Source organism: Bacillus sp. DB-2 (genome assembly GCF_003315125.1).
GTDB classification, from domain to species: domain Bacteria; phylum Bacillota; class Bacilli; order Bacillales; family Bacillaceae_G; genus Bacillus_A; species Bacillus_A mycoides.
The window spans coordinates 275,903-296,530 of record NZ_QNRN01000004.1; the positions used below are offsets into that span (position 1 = coordinate 275,903).

Annotated in this window: 20 protein-coding genes and 2 pseudogenes; 3 read left to right on the plus strand and 19 right to left on the minus strand. The window is 32.6% G+C overall.

Features of this window, described 5'->3' with window-relative positions; genetic code table 11:
• Nucleotides 1-6: 6 nt before the first annotated feature.
• The 4 genes from DET63_RS09110 to DET63_RS09130 form a co-directional block, all read right to left on the minus strand.
• Complete coding sequence (locus tag DET63_RS09110; protein WP_113936497.1) at nt 7-729, minus strand: ABC transporter ATP-binding protein; 723 nt, start codon at nt 727-729, stop codon at nt 7-9.
• A gap of 722 nt (nt 730-1,451) precedes the next feature.
• Nucleotides 1,452-2,111: a CatB-related O-acetyltransferase gene (locus DET63_RS09125; RefSeq protein ID WP_113936498.1), complete on the minus strand. Its 660-nt coding sequence runs from the start codon at nt 2,109-2,111 to the stop codon at nt 1,452-1,454.
• 743 nt (nt 2,112-2,854) lie between these two features.
• The gene (locus DET63_RS30170) at nt 2,855-3,004 is read right to left on the minus strand and encodes a hypothetical protein (protein ID WP_002069316.1); all 150 of its coding nucleotides are present in this window, start codon (nt 3,002-3,004) and stop codon (nt 2,855-2,857) included.
• 359 nt (nt 3,005-3,363) lie between these two features.
• On the minus strand, nt 3,364-4,833 hold the full coding sequence (locus DET63_RS09130; RefSeq protein ID WP_016102002.1) for an aminoacyl-histidine dipeptidase: 1,470 nt from the start codon (nt 4,831-4,833) through the stop codon (nt 3,364-3,366).
• 251 nt (nt 4,834-5,084) lie between these two features.
• On the opposite strand from DET63_RS09130, the gene DET63_RS09135 reads away from it, so the two are divergent.
• The gene (locus tag DET63_RS09135; protein WP_033733970.1) at nt 5,085-5,474 is read left to right on the plus strand and encodes a YxeA family protein; all 390 of its coding nucleotides are present in this window, start codon (nt 5,085-5,087) and stop codon (nt 5,472-5,474) included.
• A 19-nt stretch (nt 5,475-5,493) separates the two neighbouring features.
• On the opposite strand, the gene spoIISB is transcribed toward DET63_RS09135, so the two are convergent.
• The 13 genes from spoIISB to DET63_RS09200 all read right to left on the minus strand — a co-directional run bounded on the left by spoIISB (nt 5,494) and on the right by DET63_RS09200 (nt 17,245).
• Nucleotides 5,494-5,670 carry a stage II sporulation protein SB gene (gene spoIISB / locus DET63_RS30175; RefSeq protein ID WP_172798766.1) on the minus strand — a complete coding sequence of 59 codons (177 nt, stop codon included), beginning with the start codon at nt 5,668-5,670 and terminating at the stop codon, nt 5,494-5,496.
• A gap of 75 nt (nt 5,671-5,745) precedes the next feature.
• A complete protein-coding gene (locus tag DET63_RS09140; protein ID WP_000588712.1) occupies nt 5,746-5,871 on the minus strand; it encodes a hypothetical protein in 126 nt (41 codons plus the stop codon).
• Between the two features lie 112 nt (nt 5,872-5,983).
• Nucleotides 5,984-6,724, minus strand: coding sequence for a type II toxin-antitoxin system SpoIISA family toxin (locus DET63_RS09145; RefSeq protein WP_113936499.1), 741 nt, complete (start codon nt 6,722-6,724; stop codon nt 5,984-5,986).
• Nucleotides 6,725-7,061: 337 nt separating this feature from the next.
• Nucleotides 7,062-7,799, minus strand: a complete 738-nt coding sequence (gpmA, locus tag DET63_RS09155) for a 2,3-diphosphoglycerate-dependent phosphoglycerate mutase (protein WP_113936501.1) — start codon at nt 7,797-7,799, stop codon at nt 7,062-7,064.
• 153 nt (nt 7,800-7,952) lie between these two features.
• The gene (locus DET63_RS09160; RefSeq protein ID WP_002017049.1) at nt 7,953-8,429 is read right to left on the minus strand and encodes a MarR family winged helix-turn-helix transcriptional regulator; all 477 of its coding nucleotides are present in this window, start codon (nt 8,427-8,429) and stop codon (nt 7,953-7,955) included.
• 450 nt (nt 8,430-8,879) lie between these two features.
• Nucleotides 8,880-9,293 (minus strand): VOC family protein, encoded by a 414-nt coding sequence (locus tag DET63_RS09165; protein WP_113936502.1) that lies wholly within the window; start codon nt 9,291-9,293, stop codon nt 8,880-8,882.
• 118 nt (nt 9,294-9,411) lie between these two features.
• Nucleotides 9,412-10,122: a class I SAM-dependent methyltransferase gene (locus DET63_RS09170; RefSeq protein ID WP_113936503.1), complete on the minus strand. Its 711-nt coding sequence runs from the start codon at nt 10,120-10,122 to the stop codon at nt 9,412-9,414.
• A 106-nt stretch (nt 10,123-10,228) separates the two neighbouring features.
• Nucleotides 10,229-10,990, minus strand: a complete 762-nt coding sequence (locus DET63_RS09175) for an ABC transporter ATP-binding protein (RefSeq protein WP_113936504.1) — start codon at nt 10,988-10,990, stop codon at nt 10,229-10,231.
• A 12-nt stretch (nt 10,991-11,002) separates the two neighbouring features.
• A complete protein-coding gene (locus DET63_RS09180; RefSeq protein ID WP_113936505.1) occupies nt 11,003-13,342 on the minus strand; it encodes an ABC transporter permease in 2,340 nt (779 codons plus the stop codon).
• A gap of 6 nt (nt 13,343-13,348) precedes the next feature.
• On the minus strand, nt 13,349-14,611 hold the full coding sequence (locus DET63_RS09185) for an MFS transporter (protein ID WP_258550631.1): 1,263 nt from the start codon (nt 14,609-14,611) through the stop codon (nt 13,349-13,351).
• 46 nt (nt 14,612-14,657) lie between these two features.
• Nucleotides 14,658-15,293, minus strand: coding sequence for a TetR/AcrR family transcriptional regulator (locus DET63_RS09190; protein WP_002069302.1), 636 nt, complete (start codon nt 15,291-15,293; stop codon nt 14,658-14,660).
• A gap of 256 nt (nt 15,294-15,549) precedes the next feature.
• Nucleotides 15,550-16,902 (minus strand): DEAD/DEAH box helicase, encoded by a 1,353-nt coding sequence (locus DET63_RS09195; protein WP_002141774.1) that lies wholly within the window; start codon nt 16,900-16,902, stop codon nt 15,550-15,552.
• A gap of 73 nt (nt 16,903-16,975) precedes the next feature.
• Nucleotides 16,976-17,245, minus strand: a complete 270-nt coding sequence (locus DET63_RS09200; protein ID WP_113936506.1) for a hypothetical protein — start codon at nt 17,243-17,245, stop codon at nt 16,976-16,978.
• A 62-nt stretch (nt 17,246-17,307) separates the two neighbouring features.
• Here DET63_RS09200 and DET63_RS09205 point away from each other — a divergent pair.
• Nucleotides 17,308-18,073, plus strand: a pseudogene (locus DET63_RS09205) (hypothetical protein).
• A 44-nt stretch (nt 18,074-18,117) separates the two neighbouring features.
• Here the strand turns inward: DET63_RS09205 and DET63_RS09210 are convergent.
• Nucleotides 18,118-18,549 (minus strand): annotated as a pseudogene (locus DET63_RS09210) (MBL fold metallo-hydrolase); the annotation flags it as partial.
• Nucleotides 18,550-18,752: 203 nt separating this feature from the next.
• On the opposite strand from DET63_RS09210, the gene DET63_RS09215 reads away from it, so the two are divergent.
• The gene (locus tag DET63_RS09215; protein WP_078174372.1) at nt 18,753-19,082 is read left to right on the plus strand and encodes a YkvA family protein; all 330 of its coding nucleotides are present in this window, start codon (nt 18,753-18,755) and stop codon (nt 19,080-19,082) included.
• Between the two features lie 273 nt (nt 19,083-19,355).
• On the opposite strand, the gene DET63_RS09220 is transcribed toward DET63_RS09215, so the two are convergent.
• Nucleotides 19,356-20,591 (minus strand): MFS transporter, encoded by a 1,236-nt coding sequence (locus DET63_RS09220; RefSeq protein WP_113936508.1) that lies wholly within the window; start codon nt 20,589-20,591, stop codon nt 19,356-19,358.
• Between the last annotated feature and the right edge of the window lie 37 nt (nt 20,592-20,628).

Consider the following 20,628-nt stretch of genomic DNA (forward strand, 5'->3'; position numbering starts at 1 on the left):
CCTTTCTTACGCTTTTTGTGTGCCTAAATCTGCAAGCACGTCTAAAATTTCTTTATATAACTCACCATCTTGAATGAATAAAATACGCTGACAGTAACTTGCACTGTATGGATCATGCGTAACCATCATAATCGATACGCCTTGTTCTTTATTTAAATTTGTCATCGCATTAAGTAAACTAGTTGCATTTTTAGAATCAAGAGCTCCTGTTGGCTCGTCCCCTAAAATAATTGCAGGCTCATGCACTAACGCACGTGCTGCTGCTGAACGCTGTTTCTGTCCACCAGATACTTCAGATGGGTACTTTTGAAGTATTGTTACAATCCCTAACATATCAGCTACCTTTTCTACTTTCGGCCCAATTTTTCGTGATGGGACACCTTGAAGGGATAATGGAAGTGCAATGTTTTCGTAAATAGATAAATTCTCTAATAAATTAAAGTCTTGGAAAATGAATCCTAACTTTTGCGAACGGAAATCAGAAAGCTCACCTTGCTTCATTTTCGTAATATCCGTTCCTGCAATTTCAATAACGCCACCTATCGCTTTATCAAGAGTTGAAATTACATTTAATAATGTCGTTTTGCCAGAACCAGATGGCCCCATAATCCCAACAAACTCCCCCTCTTGAATCGAGAATGAAACACCTTTTAATGCGTGTGATTGATTCTCACCTTTTTTACCGTACACTTTTTGAATGTTTTTTACGTCTACGACTTGTTTTATCATATATATTCTCCTACGTCTCTATGATTGATAAGCTACCGTTTGGGTTGTTTCTTTTTCTTTTTCGTTTCCACTTGCAATGCCTCATCTGTAAAAGTATTAAACTTGTACCCCACCAATATATATCCTTTTATTTTTCAAAATAATAAGTCCTTTCATATTTTTGCAATACATAAAAATAGATATCAAACGGGATATATTGTATTCAATTTGGACATCCATTTTTAGGAATACACGTAATAGACCATCTAAGTAATAAATTTGTTCCCCGTTAAGATAAGAAAGCACTAGGTATTTTGTTAAGAAAACAAAATGAATTGCATAAAAAAATCCATTTTCGCTATCTCAAAAAAAGAATCATTGCTGCAGATTTTATAAACTGTATAATGGCCGGCTCATGCACAAGTACACATGTTGCTGCCCACTAGATACTTCAGGTGGATGCTTTTAGAGTATCGCTGAAACTTCTAACATATAAACTACCTTTTCTACCTCCGGGCGAGTAATTCGCGATGGAACACCTTGAAGGCAAAATGAAGAAACAATTTTGTGCAATCATTTGAATTATAAATAAAACATATTAAGAACTACTGGTTATATTTCTTAATCTTTCTTAAGATAATTTATAAAAACTAAACCATAATGGGGAGATTATTTCATAATTGTTTCTAGTACAAATAATAAAAAAACTACATCCTATATTGAATGTAGTTTTTCTAGCTGATTTATTTATTTTTTACTTCATTTTTATAAAAATCAAATAATGGTTCAATGGCTGGACTAGATAAAAGAGGAATTGCCTTCTTAATCAATTCTCTATCCCAATCAAACCAACGCATTTCCATTAGCATATTAATTTCTGTATCAGTGAACCGTTTTTTTATTTCCTTAGCAGGATTACCGCCCACTATTGTATATGGCGGAACATCTTTACATACGACAGATCCTGCCGCAACGATTGCACCTTCACCGATTGTAACGCCAGGCATTATTGTAGCATTCATACCAATCCAGGCATCACTTTTAATGACTGTATCACCCTTCGGTTCATAAGATTGTCCGATTTGCTCAGCGAATGGATACACTGTAATCCATTCAGCGTGATGATTATGATTCCCACCCATTAGAATGACAACTCCACTTGCAATACAAACATAATTTCCAATAATGAGCTTATCAAGATGCCAACCCATCTGTTCAATTGGATTGAAAAGTGTTTGGGACTTAGCATCGCCCCATAAATACCTTACACAACCATCTTCAAAATTTTGATTTCCATAATACCCTGAATAATAGGAGTACTCTCCTACTTCAATGAGTGGATTTGTTACTATATCTTTTAAATACTTTGTTTCAGACCAATGATTAAATAATGGATGCTTCATAACTATATTCCTCGCTTCTAAGTATTGTAGATTTTTGCAATTTCCTTAGAAGCTTAATACGACAGCGACATTTTTAAACTTTTTCAAACGACGAATCATTATCTTCAAGCCTTTCAGTTATAATGAAAAATCATAACGTAATAAATTACACAAGTCAAATTAACCAAGTTATAATAAATCCGAGAATGCGGACAAGAAAACCATTTTATATTTTTTTGAAACTCTTTATTTTTTTATTTAAATTACGGTACATGAAATTCACATGACACTTGTGTAGTAATACTTTCTCCTTATCAAGAGGATATAATATTACAGCAGCACTTTTACATAGGTGTAGCTTTTGAATAAAGTTTGATTAACTTAACTTAATAAACCTTGATAAAAGAGCGAATAGAAAAAGCGTGTTTTGAAAAAAAGATTGATCAAAACACGCTTTTTCTATATTCAATTGAATCATCCTTTTATAAAAAATTTTGATGATTTTTGTGAACATCACTCAATTAAAGCGCCCGACTGTGGTAGATAATTACTTCTTGGGATAGCGTCAGGAAAATGCGGATTTACAACGCTAAGGAAATGTCACTTATTAAAAAAGCCGATTTCCATCTCAAGGAATCGACTTTTTAGTTCATTAAGTAAGAGGTTTGAAAAAATAGCCTGTATATATTTGAACGATGAATAACTTACCTATTTTCTTGTGTTTGTTTGCATTACATAAAGAAAATTCAGAAAAACATAACGTATTATTTATCTGTTTGTTTTTGCTTCTTTTTCAAATACTCCGCACGCAATTTTTCAAGTTGCTGCTTTTTATCAAATTTGGCAGGCGTCTGTTTTTCATGAAACTTTGCCACAGCTGCCTGACCTTTGTAATCCAATTGATATTTCCCCACTTTGTTCACCTACTTTTCTTGTCTTTAAAGAGAATCTATTCAACAAATATAATATACCTTATTTTACTGAAGTAAACCTTATTAGTCAAAGGAACTTAAAGTAAAAAGCTTGATAATAAGGGGAAAACCAATCTAAAAAGTCGCTTTTCTTAGGTAAGGGAAAGCGACTTTTTTGTGTAGTCTTATTCAATTAAATGGCCCGATTGTTGAAGAAAGAGATACTCTGCAAAATAGATCTTTTTATCAAACTTTATTTTAAATCAACAATAGGTAAATTTCTTGCCATTATTTTGCTTCACATAAAATTCTATACAAAAAAGCAACCTATAAATTTAGGCTGCTTTTTATTCCGTCTTTTATTACTTAGCTAATTCTTTCGTTCCCTGCATTACATCAACGAAAAATCCCCAGTTATTCACAACAGAAGAAATACTAATATGTTCATCTGGAGTGTGAACATTAAAGATATCTGGACCGAATGAAATAGCATCTAACTCAGGCATTTTTTGAACAAATACACTGCACTCAATTCCTGCATGTACTGCGAAGATTTCAGCATCTTTGCTGTATTTTTCTTGGTGCACTTTTTCGAATAAATTACGGATAGGCGAATTAGGATTATATGGCCACTCTGGATATTCAGACTCTTTTTCAAATGTTGCCCCTACTAATTCCGCAATATACTTAATTTCATCTACAATATGTTGTTTTAAGCTACTTACAGAACTTCTCACTTCGCTTCGTAATTTAATCTCATCTTGCAGTGTTTGAATAACTCCTAAATTAGTTGAGCTTTCTACAAGACCTTTAATATCCATGCTCATACTTTGTATACCATTTGGAATTAAGAATAATGAAGAAATAAGCTGTTTTTGTGTTTCTTTAGAAAAGACTTTTTCCGCCTTTTCTTCTACTTTTGTAAGTGAAACATGAACATCCGGATCAACAGCACGTAGCTCTTCTTGTAACATACGTGTCCATGATTTTAGTTTTTCTTCTACTTGCTGTACATCTTCTGCACGTAATAAAATTGTAGCTACACTTTCACGCGGAATTGCATTTGTTTTTAAGCCGCCATGAACTTCACTCATATTAAACTGAATGTGAAGTGATAAATCACGTAAAACTCGTCCTAATACTTTATTCGCATTACCGCGTTGTTTATCAATTTCCAAACCAGAATGTCCACCTTTAAGTCCCCCAACATATAGTCGGTATGTGTCCATATCTACTGACGCTTCATCCCAAATCACTGAAATCGTTTCAACTGCTTTCGCACCACCTGCGCTACTCACTAGTAATTTATGATCTTCTTCAGAATCAATATTAATAAATATTTTTCCGTCAAAATGATTTGAATCAACAGCGAATGCACCGCCCATTGTCGTTTCTTCTTCAGTTGTAATAACAACTTCTAAAGCTGGATGCGGGATGTCTGTTGAATCCAATAATGCTAATGCATATGCAACGGCAATACCATTATCAGCACCTAAAGTAGTTTCGTTTGCATATAACATATCTCCAATAATCCTTAATTCAATTGGATCTTTCTCAAAATCATGAACTGTCGCTTGGTTTTTTTCACACACCATATCAGAGTGCCCCTGAATGATAATAGCTGGAACATTCTCATAACCAGAAGTAGCTTCTTTTTTTATAATGACATTTAACGCTTCGTCTTGAATAACTTCTAAATTACGTTCCTTTGCGAAACTCACTAAGTAATCACTAATTTCTTTTTCATTACCTGATCCTCTAGGAATCTTTGAAATTTCTGCAAAATGATAAAATACAGGGTGCTTTGTTAATTGTTCTAAAGTAGAATACATTTTTAAGCTCCTCTCCAATTGACAAAATAATATGTACGTCCTTTATTATTATACCATGATTCATTATTTTACTTTTATTTTAAGATTTCAAAAATTCATTATAACCTATTCATTCCATCCTCATATTTTTTAATTTATTGTAAATAAGCTATACTCTTACAAGATTGTAAGAGTGCTGTAATCAAAATCGATTTTTCTATTTAAAAAATAACCGCATACTTTAAATACATAATTTAAAGGAGATAATGAAAATGAAAAAATTTTTATCTGTTATTACACTAAGTTTATTATTTTGCAACTTAACTATCGGGTGCGAAAGAGCTTCTCTAAATAGAATCGGTAAGGATGTATATTACGTACAGATAAAAGGTGAAGGGTTTATTGAAAAGATAGAAGGTAGAAACTTACGGAACTACACATTGCCGGCATATGATGAAGATGGAGTAAGAAAACAAATTACATTTAGAAGTAAAAAACAATCAAACGATCAAAAATTAAATGAAAAGGCATTTTTGTGCATTTATGTAGACCAAGAAAATAAAGATAAAAATGAAATATCATCGATTGAAGTAAAATCCTATGAAGAAATTCAAAAAGCGGATTTACCTTTAAAAGTAAAAGAAAAGTTTAATGCAAAATAAAAAATACAGGAAAATGCTCTTATGCATTTTCCTGTATTTTTTTCACTCGAGTATATTTCGAACTATTACTATCCATAAGTTTTTCTAAACGATTTATATTTTCTGTTAATGCACCTTTCACAAGAGAGAAATCTGTATTTGATTCTTCTTTTTTAGTTTTAAAAAACGAAGATTTTTGAGCATTTACTTCTGCCATCTCTTCTCCCCCTTTTCAAAAAGATACAACCTTTTATTTATATTATATAGCAAATGCAGACAGAGTGTACACGTATCATTTTCTTTTTAATTCTTCTTCTAACTCTTCTACTTGCTGCAAAGTATCTCCTTTTATTAAAGAGAAATCTGTTGTATCTTCATTATCTTCTTTAAAAAAATCATTGTCATAATCTTTTATCACTACAATCACCTCTACGTGCTAGTGTAGGAATGATTGTCCAATTTTATACAAGCTTGTCTGAATTTGTTCTCCCTTTATGTATAGGTGAAAAGGACAGAAAAAGATTCTGTCCTCATTTACTAAAATAACTATGATGAATTGTTAAATTATATACATTTTCAAAATCTCGATCTTGAAGGTTATTTTTCTTCCCATCAATAACAATGAAAACATCACTAACTATTTTTGCTGGTATAATTCCGACATTTTCTACTTGCACCGCTTTCTGCTCATTCAATTGCTCGATGTGTTCTAATGGAACCATAATACTAAATTGAGAGCGGATACCACGAAAGTTTGTATTTAATTCCTTCACCGCTTCAAATACAACAATTTTCGCACCAATCTTTTCCCCATATGAATCTAAAAATGTGTTTAAGCTTTTTGTATATTCCTCTTCCGTATGCCATTCCATTGTCCCAAAGGCTGTTGGATTCACATTTTGAATAATTGTCGTATATATTTCTCCCCTTGCTTTTGAAGCAATTAATGACCTTTTAATTGATTGGACCGTCTTTCCAATATCGCTGAATTTTGCGCCCCATATTTCTGAAATATTTGGTGTCAAAATGAATGCAATATCAACGAAAATTACCATCGCAGTAAACATTAAAAGATTTTTCCAGAGGGTTAAATCTATTCCTTTTATCGTGAAATAAACTGTGACTGATGTTATGAACAAACCGTACCACGTTTTTCGAATTCGTTGTTTCTTCTCCTCGTACAACTCTTCATTTCTCCAATAAAAGAAAACAAGAACAATAAAAACGATTGCTAAAATAAATAAGCCAATTCGAATGTTAGAGATCGTCAATCACATCACCCTCCATTCCAAAACTACTCACGATACCATTACATGCACAAACAGCTCTCTTTATGACAAAAGACGTGGACAACCTTCTAAAGTTAGCAACATCGCATATACATTAGAAGCAGGCCACGTCTTTTATCCCGCATTAACGAGCAGTAAGCCCCCCACCTCAAAATTCAGCGAAAGCAAAGACGTTAGGTGCGGGATCAACTGCCCATAAAAGCCCGATTGGTGAAGGCTAATAATCAGTGCGGGATGAACACCCTCCACTGATTAAAGTTTCACTTTATCATGAATCTACATTGTATATGTAGACAAGCATGCGTTTCAAATTTTCATGTTAAAAAGAAATATGTTTCGGAATTTCCCCTTCAGGTACTTCTCCATCCATACTTAAGTAATAATGACGAATCGGACGTAATTTTTCATCTAACTCATAAACAAGCGGAATGCTAGTTGGAATATTTAATGAAACCACACCATCACTTGAAAGGTTGTCTAAGTATTTCACTAGCGAACGAATTGTATTACCGTGCGATGAAATAATTACTTTCTCACCACTTTTTAATGACGATGCAATTTCTGAATGCCAATAATCAACTACTCTTTTCTCCGTATCCTCTAAACATTCAGTCAATGGGAATTCATCTTTTTTTAACGTTTTATATCTTGGATTGTTCGCCTCATATCGAGGATCATCTTCAGTAAGTGCAGGCGGTCTCACATCTATACTTCTTCTCCAAATATGAACTTGTTCATCTCCATATTTTTTTGCAGTTTCGTCTTTATTCAATCCTTGTAGTGCACCATAGTGGCGTTCATTCAACTTCCATGAGTTATGTATAGGGACCCAAGTGAGATCCATTTCATGCAGTACAATCCATAATGTACGAATTGCTCGTTTTAGTACCGAGGTATACGCAACATCAAATGTATATCCATTCTTTTTTAATATTGTTCCTGCTTCTCTCGCTTCACTTAATCCATTCTTTGATAAATCCACATCTGTCCATCCTGTAAATCGATTTTCAAGATTCCACAAACTTTGTCCGTGACGAATGAGTACAAGTTTTATCATTATAATTCCCCTCTCGGAAATATGAATTTTAAAATTTCAATACGTACACATATAAAGTTTTTGGCAATGTGAATTTTTTATCCATAGTTGCCAAATATACAGATAAAAATTTTTGATTTTCCAAACTACAAAACAAGATACTGTTTCTATCTTTTATTCTACTGGTATTTCACGCTTAGACGTCCATGCATCAAATCCTGAACGGCTATTTGCCATTTCATTCATAACTTGATGCCAATTTTCTTCACACGATTCGCCAAACTGTGAGAAAATAGCTCCCATTTGTTCTCTTTGAACATCGCTCAGTTTTTTCTCTAAGTCTGTTCCTTCTTCTGTTAAAGACAGCTGTTTCACACGACGATCATGTGCAGCTTCATTACTCTCAATAAGTCCTTTATCTAACAGTTGGCGCAACGGTCCGTGAAGAGCTTGTTTACTTATTTCTAAAAGTGATAACAGCTCATTTACACTAAGCCCTGGAAAACGAGCGATAAAAAACAGAATTCTATGATGTACACGCTGTATACTATACTCTTTTATTATTTCATCTGGTTTTTCTGTAAAAGTTTTATATGCAAAGTAAAATAATGCTAATGCCTCATTCATTTGCTCTTCTTTATGTTGTGTCATCTACTTTCCCCCTGTATGTAAATTATACCACAACTCAATTATGAATAATTTAGTTGGTATATTGAGCCTAATTTCTTCATTCTAAAACCAACAAATTTCAACTATTATATTTTTTGAAGGTTGTTTAATTCGTAAACCATACCTTCAAATAAAGTATCCAAATTACTTTTTAAAGACTTCTTCCAGTTAATGAATTCCATTACTAGATAAGCTAAAAAATTAAATTAGCAGTTTTATATTATATACAAACCTAAAGGTGTTATAAATACAACGGGTAGCTAAATCTATTTTAATCTTATTGAATAACGATGGTCTTTCTTCTTTAGTTATAACAATGAAACGTTCTTTAAAAACCAGTGACGTTTGTAAAACAAAAAATAAAAGGGATGATACATATTAATCTTGAATCATCCCTTTTGTTATGACGTTAATGTCACCATATTATTTTAATTATTCATCTCCAGCAAGAGTTAACTGCCAAGACACACCATACTTATCATTTAACCAGCCAAACTTTTTACTAAACGGATATGAACCTAAAGACATAAGAACTTTTCCATCTTGTGCTAGTTTATTAAAAACGGTTTCGATTTCCTCTTCCGTATCACAAGTTACATAAAGAGACATAGCTGGAGTGAATGTAAAATCATGCTTTACATAACTATCAATACACATGAACTCTTGTCCATTTAGCGTAAAAGTTGCATGAATTACAGTTCCCTCTTTACCTGGTCCATTCTCATCATAACGAGAGATACTTACAATTTCTGATTGATTAAATAGCGATGTGTAAAAATTCATCGCTTCCTCAGCTTTGCCCTCAAACATTAAAAATGTAGTGATTTTTTGATTTGTGTTACCCATTTAGAGACATCCCCTTGTTATGTATTTATGCAAAACATACATCGGACAATAAAACCGAACGTATATTCTTATAAGTGTATTGTCTATAAAAACCATGAGTTTGTCAATTATCTATGTTTTATTTCTTCTTAAATAATGCTGTCCAAAGAAATGATTCTCCAAACATATTATTTGGTTGTTCAATTTGCTTCATTTTTCTAATTTCAATTACTTCAAATTCTTTAAATATCTCTCTTAACTTTTCTTCTGAATATGCAAGACCACCTTGCAAACTCCATCCTCTATACACATCCCAGTCCGTTATTTCCGATCCATTTCGCTCATTCAAATCACCTGCTGCAAAACATGTTAATCCGAAATAACCACCCGATTTTAATGAGTTTTTAACTAGATCAACATAATTCATTCTTCTATGTGGTGGAACGTGATGCAAGCAACCGGAATCATATACAAAATCATATTCATCTTGAAAATCCAAATTAAAAATCGATTCACAAACAAATTGTATTTCTATTCCGTTTTCTAATGCTCTCTCTTTCGCCCAATTAATACCTTCTATAGATAAATCTACTGCTGTTACATCAAATCCCTCATTCGCTAAATAAATTGCGTTTCTTCCTGGACCACATCCAAGTTCTAATACTTTCCCTTTTGAAACACTCTCTTTTTGTATATACGAAACTAGATTCTCATCTGGAACATTTTCAAAAAACGGAACATCTTTTTCTCTATTCACATAAAATTCATTCCAAAATGGTTCTGCAGGTCTTAATAATGAATCAAGCATTTTTAATATATCTTCTTGTGTACGTAACGTTTCATTTTTCATTTATACCCCTCCATAATCAATAGTCAGAAAATTATTATATCTCTTTTTGAACTTTCAAACAAAGAAAAAACTCCTATATTCAATAGGAGTCAAAAATATTATCTCTTTAAAATCCAAGTACGGTTAACCATTTTAACAACTGCTCTTCTCGCACTTTCAAATCATCGTCTCTATACTTACCCATCTGTATTTCGCTAACAATTTCCCCGTCCACCATAAAAAGAACTCTTTCTGTTTTAGCTGCTACCTTTACGTCATGAGTAACTAGCAAAATTGTAGTTCCCATACGGTTTATATTTGCTAAAATATCCATTACCTCTTCTGTCGCTTTTAAATTCAAAGCACCCGTTGGCTCGTCAGCAAAAATAATATTAGGTTTATTTATGAGTGCTCTACAAATAGATACCCTTTGTAATTCTCCTCCTGATGCTTCAGTTATATTATTAGTTGCAATTTGACTAATTCCCGTTTTTTTCATCAATTCAAGTGCACGTTTATTTATTATTTTCCTGCTCTCAAATTTTGCTAAATACGCAGGCAAAACTATATTATCAAAAAGATTCAAATTTCTAAGAAGATTGCTCTGTTGAAAAATAAATCCCATTTCGCTGAGTCGTAATTTTGCTAACACTTCTTCTTTCATACATGTTATTTCTTTACTATCAACTTTCACACTTCCTGATGACATTTGATCCATTCCGCTAATATTATATAGTAACGTCGATTTCCCTGAACCAGAAGGTCCCATAACCGATATAAACTCTCCCTCATAAATCTCTAAATTTATATTTTTTAACATATGGTAAGTTTTATTTCCATCCATTTCGTATTTTTTATTTAATTGTTTTACTTCTAAAATTTTTTTCAAATTACACACCTCCTACTCCCCATTTAGCTTTAAATCATTTGTTTGTTTCACTGTAAAACTACTGAAAAGTGTTGCTACGGTCACAGATATAAATAAAATAGCTGGACAAATTACATAAGAAATGATTGGATTAACAACAAACTTTATGTGAGCTGCTCCCATAAATGAACCTAACCAGCTTATTAGTGTTTCTCCAAACGTAGCAGCTATAAATGTCCCTGTTAAAATACCTACTAATACTATAGAAATAGAACGAGTAACATATTGTATACGAATATCTTTGTAGGAAAAGCCGATACTTTTCATAATTAATATTTGCGAAGAATCTTTTACCAATAACATTTTAAAAAACATCGCAGTTATTAAAACCGATATCAATATAGCAATCAAAATTGCCACTTGTGTCACGAGTCTTAATTGTTTAATTGTCTCTCCTAAAGTTTGAGATAAATAATTATCCGTATCTGTTATTTTTGCAGAATTAAAATTTTGTTTATACTCCTTCACTTTTTCTTGTAGATTCACTTTGGGTTTCATATCTACATTTACTACGTACCATAATATATTTTCTTTATTATAAGAAAAACTCGCTTTAGCTGTTTTTCCTCCATTCGTTACATCTTGATATATACCACTAATAGTTAGCATTTTCTCTTTTCCTTCTACAAATAAAACGATTTCATCCCCTATATTCTTTTTTAATTCATTTGCGTTCATATAAGAGAGAGCGATCTCATTTTCATTTTTTGGTGCCATACCTTTAACATATTCTATTGGAAATTGGGCGAAATCTCCCACTTCTACATTTAAGTTTTCATGTGTACCATCAGCTTTCACCATTTTAAATGTACTCGTTACAAATGCTGCATATTTTTCTACCTCTTCATCGTTTCCGACATACGATATAACGTCATTAAACCGTTTTTCTATATTTTCAGATTGCTGTAAATCTATTCGTATATCACTCTTTCCTGTTCCCATATAATTAACAAATTGCGGTGACTGAATCGTGTACAAAAAGTTAACTGGTACAACAATCATGAACACTGCAATAATTAAAACGATACTTAATACTCGATATAACTTAAATCGTTTCACTACATCTTGTATACCAATAAATATATTTACATTTGTAATTTTAGTTTGATAGAGAGAAAAAAATCTTCTAATCTTTCTTTTTCCTAGTTTATCTCTTGATCGTAAAGCGTCTATTGCTGTAATTCTCCTGAAATTCCGCAAAATGATGCGGCAAAAAAGGCTAACGGCTAGAAATAACAATGTTGTGACTATCAATGGCACAACATAATATAAAATACTTTTATTAGCTGTCCCCATATAAAGTGCGATGTTAGAGGTAAATATTTTTGTAACAAATAACGAAAGGATATATCCACATATACATCCGATAGCTGAAATAACAACATATTTTGTTACATATAGTTTTTGAATATCTTTACTTTGAATGCCTATAGCTTTCATAACACCAATTTCCCGATAATCTTCTTCCATTGAAGTCATAATCGTAAATCTAATACATAAAATCGCGATTAGCATTAATAATGCACTTATAATGATCAGCACTGCAGCTATTATTCCATCTGTTAATGAATTGAGTGTTTTAAAGAGTGAATACGTAATAGAGGGACCTTTTTGAGGTAAGTTTGATGACTGGTATAAAGTTTCAAATTCATTTATTTTATTTAAATCTGTTAGCTGGAATTCAATAAGATATTCACTTTCTCCAAAATTACCCTTTATTTTTTCGAAGTCTTCATCGCTTATTACAAATCGTTTTGAACTAACAAGTGATGGGTTCATTTGAACATCACGAACAAATGCCGAAATAGTAAATTCTAGCTCATTATTATTTTTCACAAGCCTTACTTTATCTCCAATACGCAAATTATATTTTTGCATATAATAAATTGGTACACCTATTTCCCCTTTCCTAACATCGATCAATTCATTATTTAAATCTAATAAAAAGTCAACAATAGTATTTTGCTTAACGAAGCTAATGTCCATTACACTATTATGTTCCGCTTGATTTTTCTTCTTTATAAAAATGTTAGATCCGCCTATTTGAACCATCTCTGCTGTTTGTTGTTTTTTTACAAAAGGAGTTTGCGCTACAAATGAATCAATTGACTTTTGGTTTATTTCTCCGGCATGCATTTGTACGAAGTGCGGTGCGTTTGATACTTTAAACAATTGATCCGTTGAGTTCAATAGATTTATAACGTTACTTGAAGCACTTGCGATTAAAAGACTTGATAACATGATAAACATAAATAGAATGGTAATTATCATTTTATTTTGAGAGAAATCTCTTTTTAACATTCTCCTAATCATATGGAGCTAGTTCCCTTCATTCCATAATATTTTCTTCGTCACTATCGCTATTATTATCATTATGAAACTAATAACTAATATAGGTAAATAAATTTTCATACTGAATCCTTCAAACATAAAACCATAAATGACTTGCCCAATTGGTGCCATACATTGAGATACCGCTGTTATAATTGCCATTACTTTTCCTAGGTTTTCATTTGATGTTTTCTTTTGGACTACAGTAATCACATAGATGGATACAATTGTCACGATCATTGCAATTAGAATAGAAGAAAGTATAAAGAGGATAAATGGTGGATAGTATCCTAAATTAAGAATAACTGGCGTAACTGATAGTGCCATTGGTAGTACTAATAAAGCTATTAAAAGCATCCAGTAATACAATGTTTTCATCTGTAGTTTTTTCGCAAAAAAACCTATTGATAATGCACCCAAAATAGTAGCAAAATCGATCAATCCCATTCCAATTCCGTATAACGTGTCGCTACTTTCCATTGTTACTCGTATAATAATTGGAGCACCAACAACAAATAGCGGTGTAAGTATTAAATTTAGTAATGCAGCTAAAAGCATAGATTTCAAAATAAATGGTTGTTTTAAAACATATATAAATCCTTCTTTCATATCCTTTACAATTGTCGGTATTATATGGCTTTCTCGTGCTCTTTTTATAAAAGGTATTTTAATAAACATTTCTAAAATCGCAGATAAAAAGAAAGCAAGGCAACTTATTATTACGAGCATTTTCAAACCAATTATGCCGTACAGTATTCCTCCTAATACAGGAGCAACTATATTTGACAATGCTTGCACACCATTTACGATACCGTTCGCTTGCTCTAACTTATTCTCTGGAACTAATTGCGGAATACTCGCCATTACAACAGGTGAATACATTGCACTAACGACTGCTAGTAAAAACATAATTGTTCCAATCAATATAATAGATACAGGTCCAGTAAATAACAAAACTATAAAGCTTAATACAATCGCAGCGTTGATAAAGTCAAAAATAACCATTAAATTACGGCGATTGAAACGATCTGCTATCGCTCCGCCGAGAGGAGCTAGTAAAAACGGAATACTCGTTACCGCATATAATCCTGCGAATATATCAGCACGCCCTGTTATATCTAGCACATATAATGACAGGGCAAAACGTAAAAGTGTTGAACCTAAAATAGTAATGATTTGTCCACTCACCATTAAGTGAAAATCTTTCATCGAAGACCTTATACTAGCTGACATACTTATCACACCTTTCATTCGATTCAGACCGACTGCCGGTCGATAATATCCAAACAGAAAATTACTATTTCTGTTTGATTAAAACCTCCACCATGTAATCAAAGGCTCCCTCTTTCGCTCCAACAGATGCTTCCATCATTTTGATATAAGCTTTAGCCCTCCTCATCATTTCTTCCGGCTTCCACTGGAATAAACCCTCATCAAATATGACTTGTGCTGAAGAGAGTAATAATTCAATCGTTTCTTGTGGGTATGGCGTAGAAAATATGCCTTCAGCGATTCCTTGTTCTAAAATCTCTGCTAAAACAGGAGATAAATGAATAATTGATTGTACTATACTTTTTTGATGCATTTCCGCATTATTTGGCTGATGAAATTGTTCAATCATTTTATCTTTTACATCTCCTGATTTTGGTGATTGTTCCATTAAAACTCGAAATAACTTATCCAAAACTGGGATATTAGGGTTAGAGACAATTGCTTTCGCTTTAGCAACATCCGCTTTAATAATCCTCATAATAATTTCATCCATTACTTCTTCTTTCGACTTAAAATAATGATAAAACGTCCCCTTTGCTATACCAATCTCTTTTAAAATGTCATTTACTGTAGTTTTCGTATACCCTTTTGTAACAAACAAACGTTCAGCAGTTTCTAAAATTTCATTTCTACGCTCCCCATATTCTTTTACGATCCTCATTCATGTACTCCTTCCTACGGACCGACTGTCGGTTTATTTAAAGTATATGTTTAGTATGTGAAAAGTTTCCTGTTATCGTACATATACAACAACCTACTTTATATTTCCTTTATGAATTTTAAAATTTATTTTTAATACGGTGAATGAAATTTCAAAGGTTGTTTCTATGCAATCACCCTTGTACTTATATCGACTTCGTTGTATAAAAACAAAAAAGAGCCGCAACACTTTGCGACTCTTTTTGAATAATAACTATTTAACGGCCACGTCTTTGCTGACCTTGTTTTGTACTACTTTTCTTATTACTTGGCTTATTAAATGATCGATTGTTATCATTTCTAGAACTATTTCTTGAATCGTTTCTTGGACCACCTTTTGAACCACTTCTTGAACCTTCACGGCTATCTCTTTGACGATATTGACCTGATTTCTTTGGAGCTGGCTTTTGTACCGGTTTTCCATTTTCATCTACATTTTTTATCATCGGTTGTTCGATTATTTGTCTTTGTATTGGTGCACCAAGCGTTTTTTCAATTTCTTCTAAATGTTTTTCATCTTTCGCTGCAACAAACGTAATTGCAAGACCTGATCCACCTGCACGTCCTGTTCGGCCAATGCGGTGAATATAACTTTCTACATCTTCAGGGATATCAAAGTTAAATACGTGCGTTACACCATCTACATCAAGTCCACGAGCTGCTACATCAGTCGCAATTAAGTACTGAATTTTAGCTTCGCGGAAACTCTTCATGACTCTTTCACGTTTCGCTTGAGGTATATCACCATGAAGTTCAGCACAATTATAACCAAGTCCCTTTAAATCATCATAAAGCTTACTTGCTCTAACCTTTGTACGACAGAAAATAACTGCTAAAAATGGCTGATCACGATCCATAACAAAACGAAGTGCATCTGGCTTTGCACGATCTGTCGTCTCAATGACACGCTGCTCAATTGTATCTACCGTTACTTCTTCACTTTGTACTTGAATCATTTGCGGCTCTTCCATATAACGCTTCGCCAATTTTTTAATATCTTTTGGCATCGTTGCTGAGAATAACATCGTTTGTTTACTATCAGGTGTCTCATCTAAAATATCTTCAATATCATATAAGAATCCGAAATAAAGCATTTGATCTGCTTCATCTAGTACAATCGTTGAAAGATTACTTAAATCAATTGTTTCACGTCGTATATGATCTAATAATCGTCCTGGTGTCGCTACAACAATATGTGTATTACCTTTTAATTTTCTCAATTGTTGTGCTACATCTTGTCCGCCATATATCGCTAGTACATTAATATCTTCTCTTTGAACAAGCATTTTTTTAATTTCAGTTGTAATTTGCAGTGCTAGTTCCCTTGTTGGTGCAACAATTAAAGCCTGAACATCACTAGACTCTGGATCGATTTTTTCTAAAATCGGTAACACGAATGCTAACGTTTTACCCGTTCCTGTTTTCGCCTGCCCAATAATATCTTTACCTGACATAATAACAGGAATTGCCTTCTCCTGAATCGGTGTTGCTTCTGTAATTCCATTTTCACGTAATGTATGATTAAAAGTTTCACTAATTCCTAATTCTAAAAAGTTTTTCAAATAGACCACTTCTTTTCCTTATTTTTCACATTAGCTTTCATTGTACCATTTGTTTCGCCAAATATGAAAAATAAAAAAATTCTTATCTTCTTTTTTTATTTTCATCGTGTATTAGATGCACAAATTCTTTTTGTTTTTTCTCGGATTTTATTAATGCTTCCATGTTTGTCGAATTCAAAATATACTTCTTAATTTTTCTATTACTCCAAATTAGACCTGTATATTTCGGATCTTCGTGTAACCTTCGAAACCACTCAAATTCGCTTAATTTGGCAATATGGTGTTTTAATTTCATGTCATTTCGAGGATAAAATAAAATTATATCCATTATTACATCGAACAATAAACTCATCTTCTCCCCTCCTATACATATATATTTCAAATTTACGGAAACATAGTTAAAGGATGATGAAATTGACCACTACATTCATAAAGATATTTTGCATATTTTTCTTACTATATTTTCAATCGACCTCAATTATTATGGCAAAATCTCAAACAAATGTGATAAGTGAATTTAAACAAGCTTTACTCAAAAATGATAAAAAATTAATGCAGTCATATGTAACAGAAGGGATTGAATTGCCTACTTTCCAAAAGGAAAAACCTATTCATGAAATTAAAATAGTACCATCTCCAAAAGAGGATACTACAATTCTTATTTCTTATTTCTTATTTCAAAGACACTGATGATGGATTTACTATCGGTTGTATTTTAGAAATAGTAACAAAAAACAACAAAATATCTCAAATTAATCAAATTTATGATGGAACTAATCCTCTTATGAAAGAAGCTACTATTGTAAAAGAATATGAAATGAAGTGTAAGGAACATATACTTACTCCTACCAAATTCCCGTTCGAAATTCAGCAATTTCACGGTTACATCTATAACGATAATTTGGAACTACGTTACTATAATGAAAATATTAGTGGGATTTTAAAAATCACGGTTTCACCAGTTCACAATAAATTAGACCAATATGTACACAAGGGAACAAAGTTCTATAATTTTAAAAATAATATGAAAGCATTATATAACCCTCATTTTAATTTAGCATATGAGCTTCTATTTCAAAAAGATGGTTTTCAATATAAAATTGCAATTGGTAACAAACTGCATATAAAAAGAGAATTCAATGTTAATGATTTGATTCAAATTGCAGAATCTATGAATTAAAAAAACGATCTTTTTATTTTAAAATAGATCGTTTTTTTATTATTTTATACAGTGAGTTTCCCTCCATGATAGCAATAATATCTTGTTGCTTTAAGATTTTTAATCTTCTTTAAAGACTCCTCCGCTTTTTCTATATCTAAACAAAAGTTCGGATTCGCAATTACTAATTTTCGATTATCTTGAACAGCTGCATCTCCCGTAATTACACAATCCAAATTTGGAAAATATAATGAAATATGCCCCGAAGTATGCCCTGGCGTCGCCAGTATTTTACATTCATTATTCAAAATCATTTGACCATCATGTACTTTTTCATCAACAGGAATATGACTTATATTTTTTAACTGCTGTATAAACCATTCACCAAATTCCTTTTCTTCATTTTGCATATGTTCTAGCATTTCTTCAGCTTGAACCAACCTCTCTGATTTTATATCACCACTAATATAGATAGATTCAATTTCACTAGCAATAATATAAAATCATCCACATACATTTTACAATACAGACTATGTAACGGGACACTGTGAGTCGTTGCAAAACAAACATTATATTATTTTGAACAGGTAATTTCCTATTTTTATGGAATATACATAAGAAAAACAATAAAATTGATTATTTCCCTACTTCTTTGTCTATCCTTTTAAAAAATCTATGCTTTTGTAATAGGAGTGTTTATATGGAGAAACAGACCCTTTGGAAAAAATTCAAAAAAAGCTCAGCAAACCTCGGGAAATCAAGCGTATATGAAAGTATTATTTTATACTACACAATGAGAAAAAAAGGGTTACCTACTAAAGCGAAATTTATAATATTAGCTGCTTTATCTTATTACGTATTAGCAATCGACTTCATTCCAGATATAGCTGCTATTATTGGGATCGGCTTATTAGATGATGTTTTAGCAATCGCTATAGCGCATAAATTTGTAATGCGCCATGCGGACAGTGAAATTCGAGAAAAGAGCAAAGTAAAAATGGAGTCATTATTTACTTCAGCACAAGCATAATTAAACTATCTAGTCATTTACATAGCTTTTTACTTTCAAAAAAGCTAACTTTAATTATTGATAGTTCTATTTAACCTTCACCATGAGAGCATTACAGAATAAATTCTTAATTTTTCTTAGCTCTCAAACTGTAAACAAATAGGGGCCAGTACTTGTTCCTAAGTTCTGACACCCTATTATTTGTTCTTATATTTATCTGTTATACAATTCATTCAGGAAAGATTCCCGTAGAGACATCCTTATATAAAGAAAGACCATAATAGTGCAGATAGTTTATACAGTTACATGCGTCCCTTTATACAAAACTCCTATTGCCACTACTATAAGAATCATCCCCATAAAAGCAGGAGCTACATGACCAAGTGATACATAAATTTGCCCTCCAATAATTGGACCAATCATTCTTGCCAAAGCTTGAATAGATTGGCTACCACCTTGAATCCTCCCTTGTTCACTAGAATCGACAGACTTTGAAAGCATCCCATTGAATGAAGGTCCGAAAATCGAGTCACCAAAACCAAACAGTAACATCCCAACGATTAGAAGAGGATATAGGGAAAACAAAGCTGATGCTGCAATAAAACTGTAGCCAATAATCTCCGAAACCATTCCAAGTATAGCTATTTGTTTATCACTAAGCTTGATTAAAAGCTTTGGCATTATAAAAGCTTGTGAAATGATGTCTTGAAAGCCCATAATTGAAAACATAAGTCCGATTAGTGCAGGCTTCCAGCTAAAAGTATCCATCGTAAATTGTGTGAAAATTGCTTGTAAAGATCCGTTAGGTATCCAAAGTAAAAACGCTGAGACAAGTAACCATTTTAAGTTTTTCATGGAAAGTATGTTTGCAAGTTGTACAAAAGGATTTAACCTTACAAAAGTAATCTCTTTTAACCTATTATTTTTGTCAAGACTCTCAGGCATATATTTCATCCCATATAAGACATTTAATAAAGTTATGAACGCTCCAAAATATAAAGGTACAGAATGACCAAACTTGGCAAGTAATCCCCCAAGTGTTGGTCCAATAATGGTTCCTGCACCTACCACTGCACTCACCCATCCAAAGTACTTCGTTCTCTGTTCTGGAGGAATGATATCTGCAAAATATGCAAAAATTGTACTTATACTCCCGCCTGTTATTCCTTCTATTATGCGTCCAGCAAATAGTACCCATAAAGCCCCTCCTATACCAAAAACTAAGTACCCGATTGCGGAACCGAAAAGGCATATTAAAAGTAATGGACGACGGCCATATTTATCGCTCAAAGCCCCGATTGCAGGAGCAGCGAAAAACACGCAGACAGCATAAACAGAGGTCAGTAGCGTAACAACTAGAGCCTGTTCTTCTGGACTACTTATATAAGGCTGCACTAAGAATGGCACTACAGGCATAATGATACTGAAACCTATACCACAAAGAAATACAGAAATAAGGCCGAATATTAAAGCATGTTTATCTATGTTTTTTTCAGTTTCGCTTTCATTTTGTGATCTAAAAATAGACATTTAACTTCTCTCCTTAAAACATTTTGTTGCTTCGTCA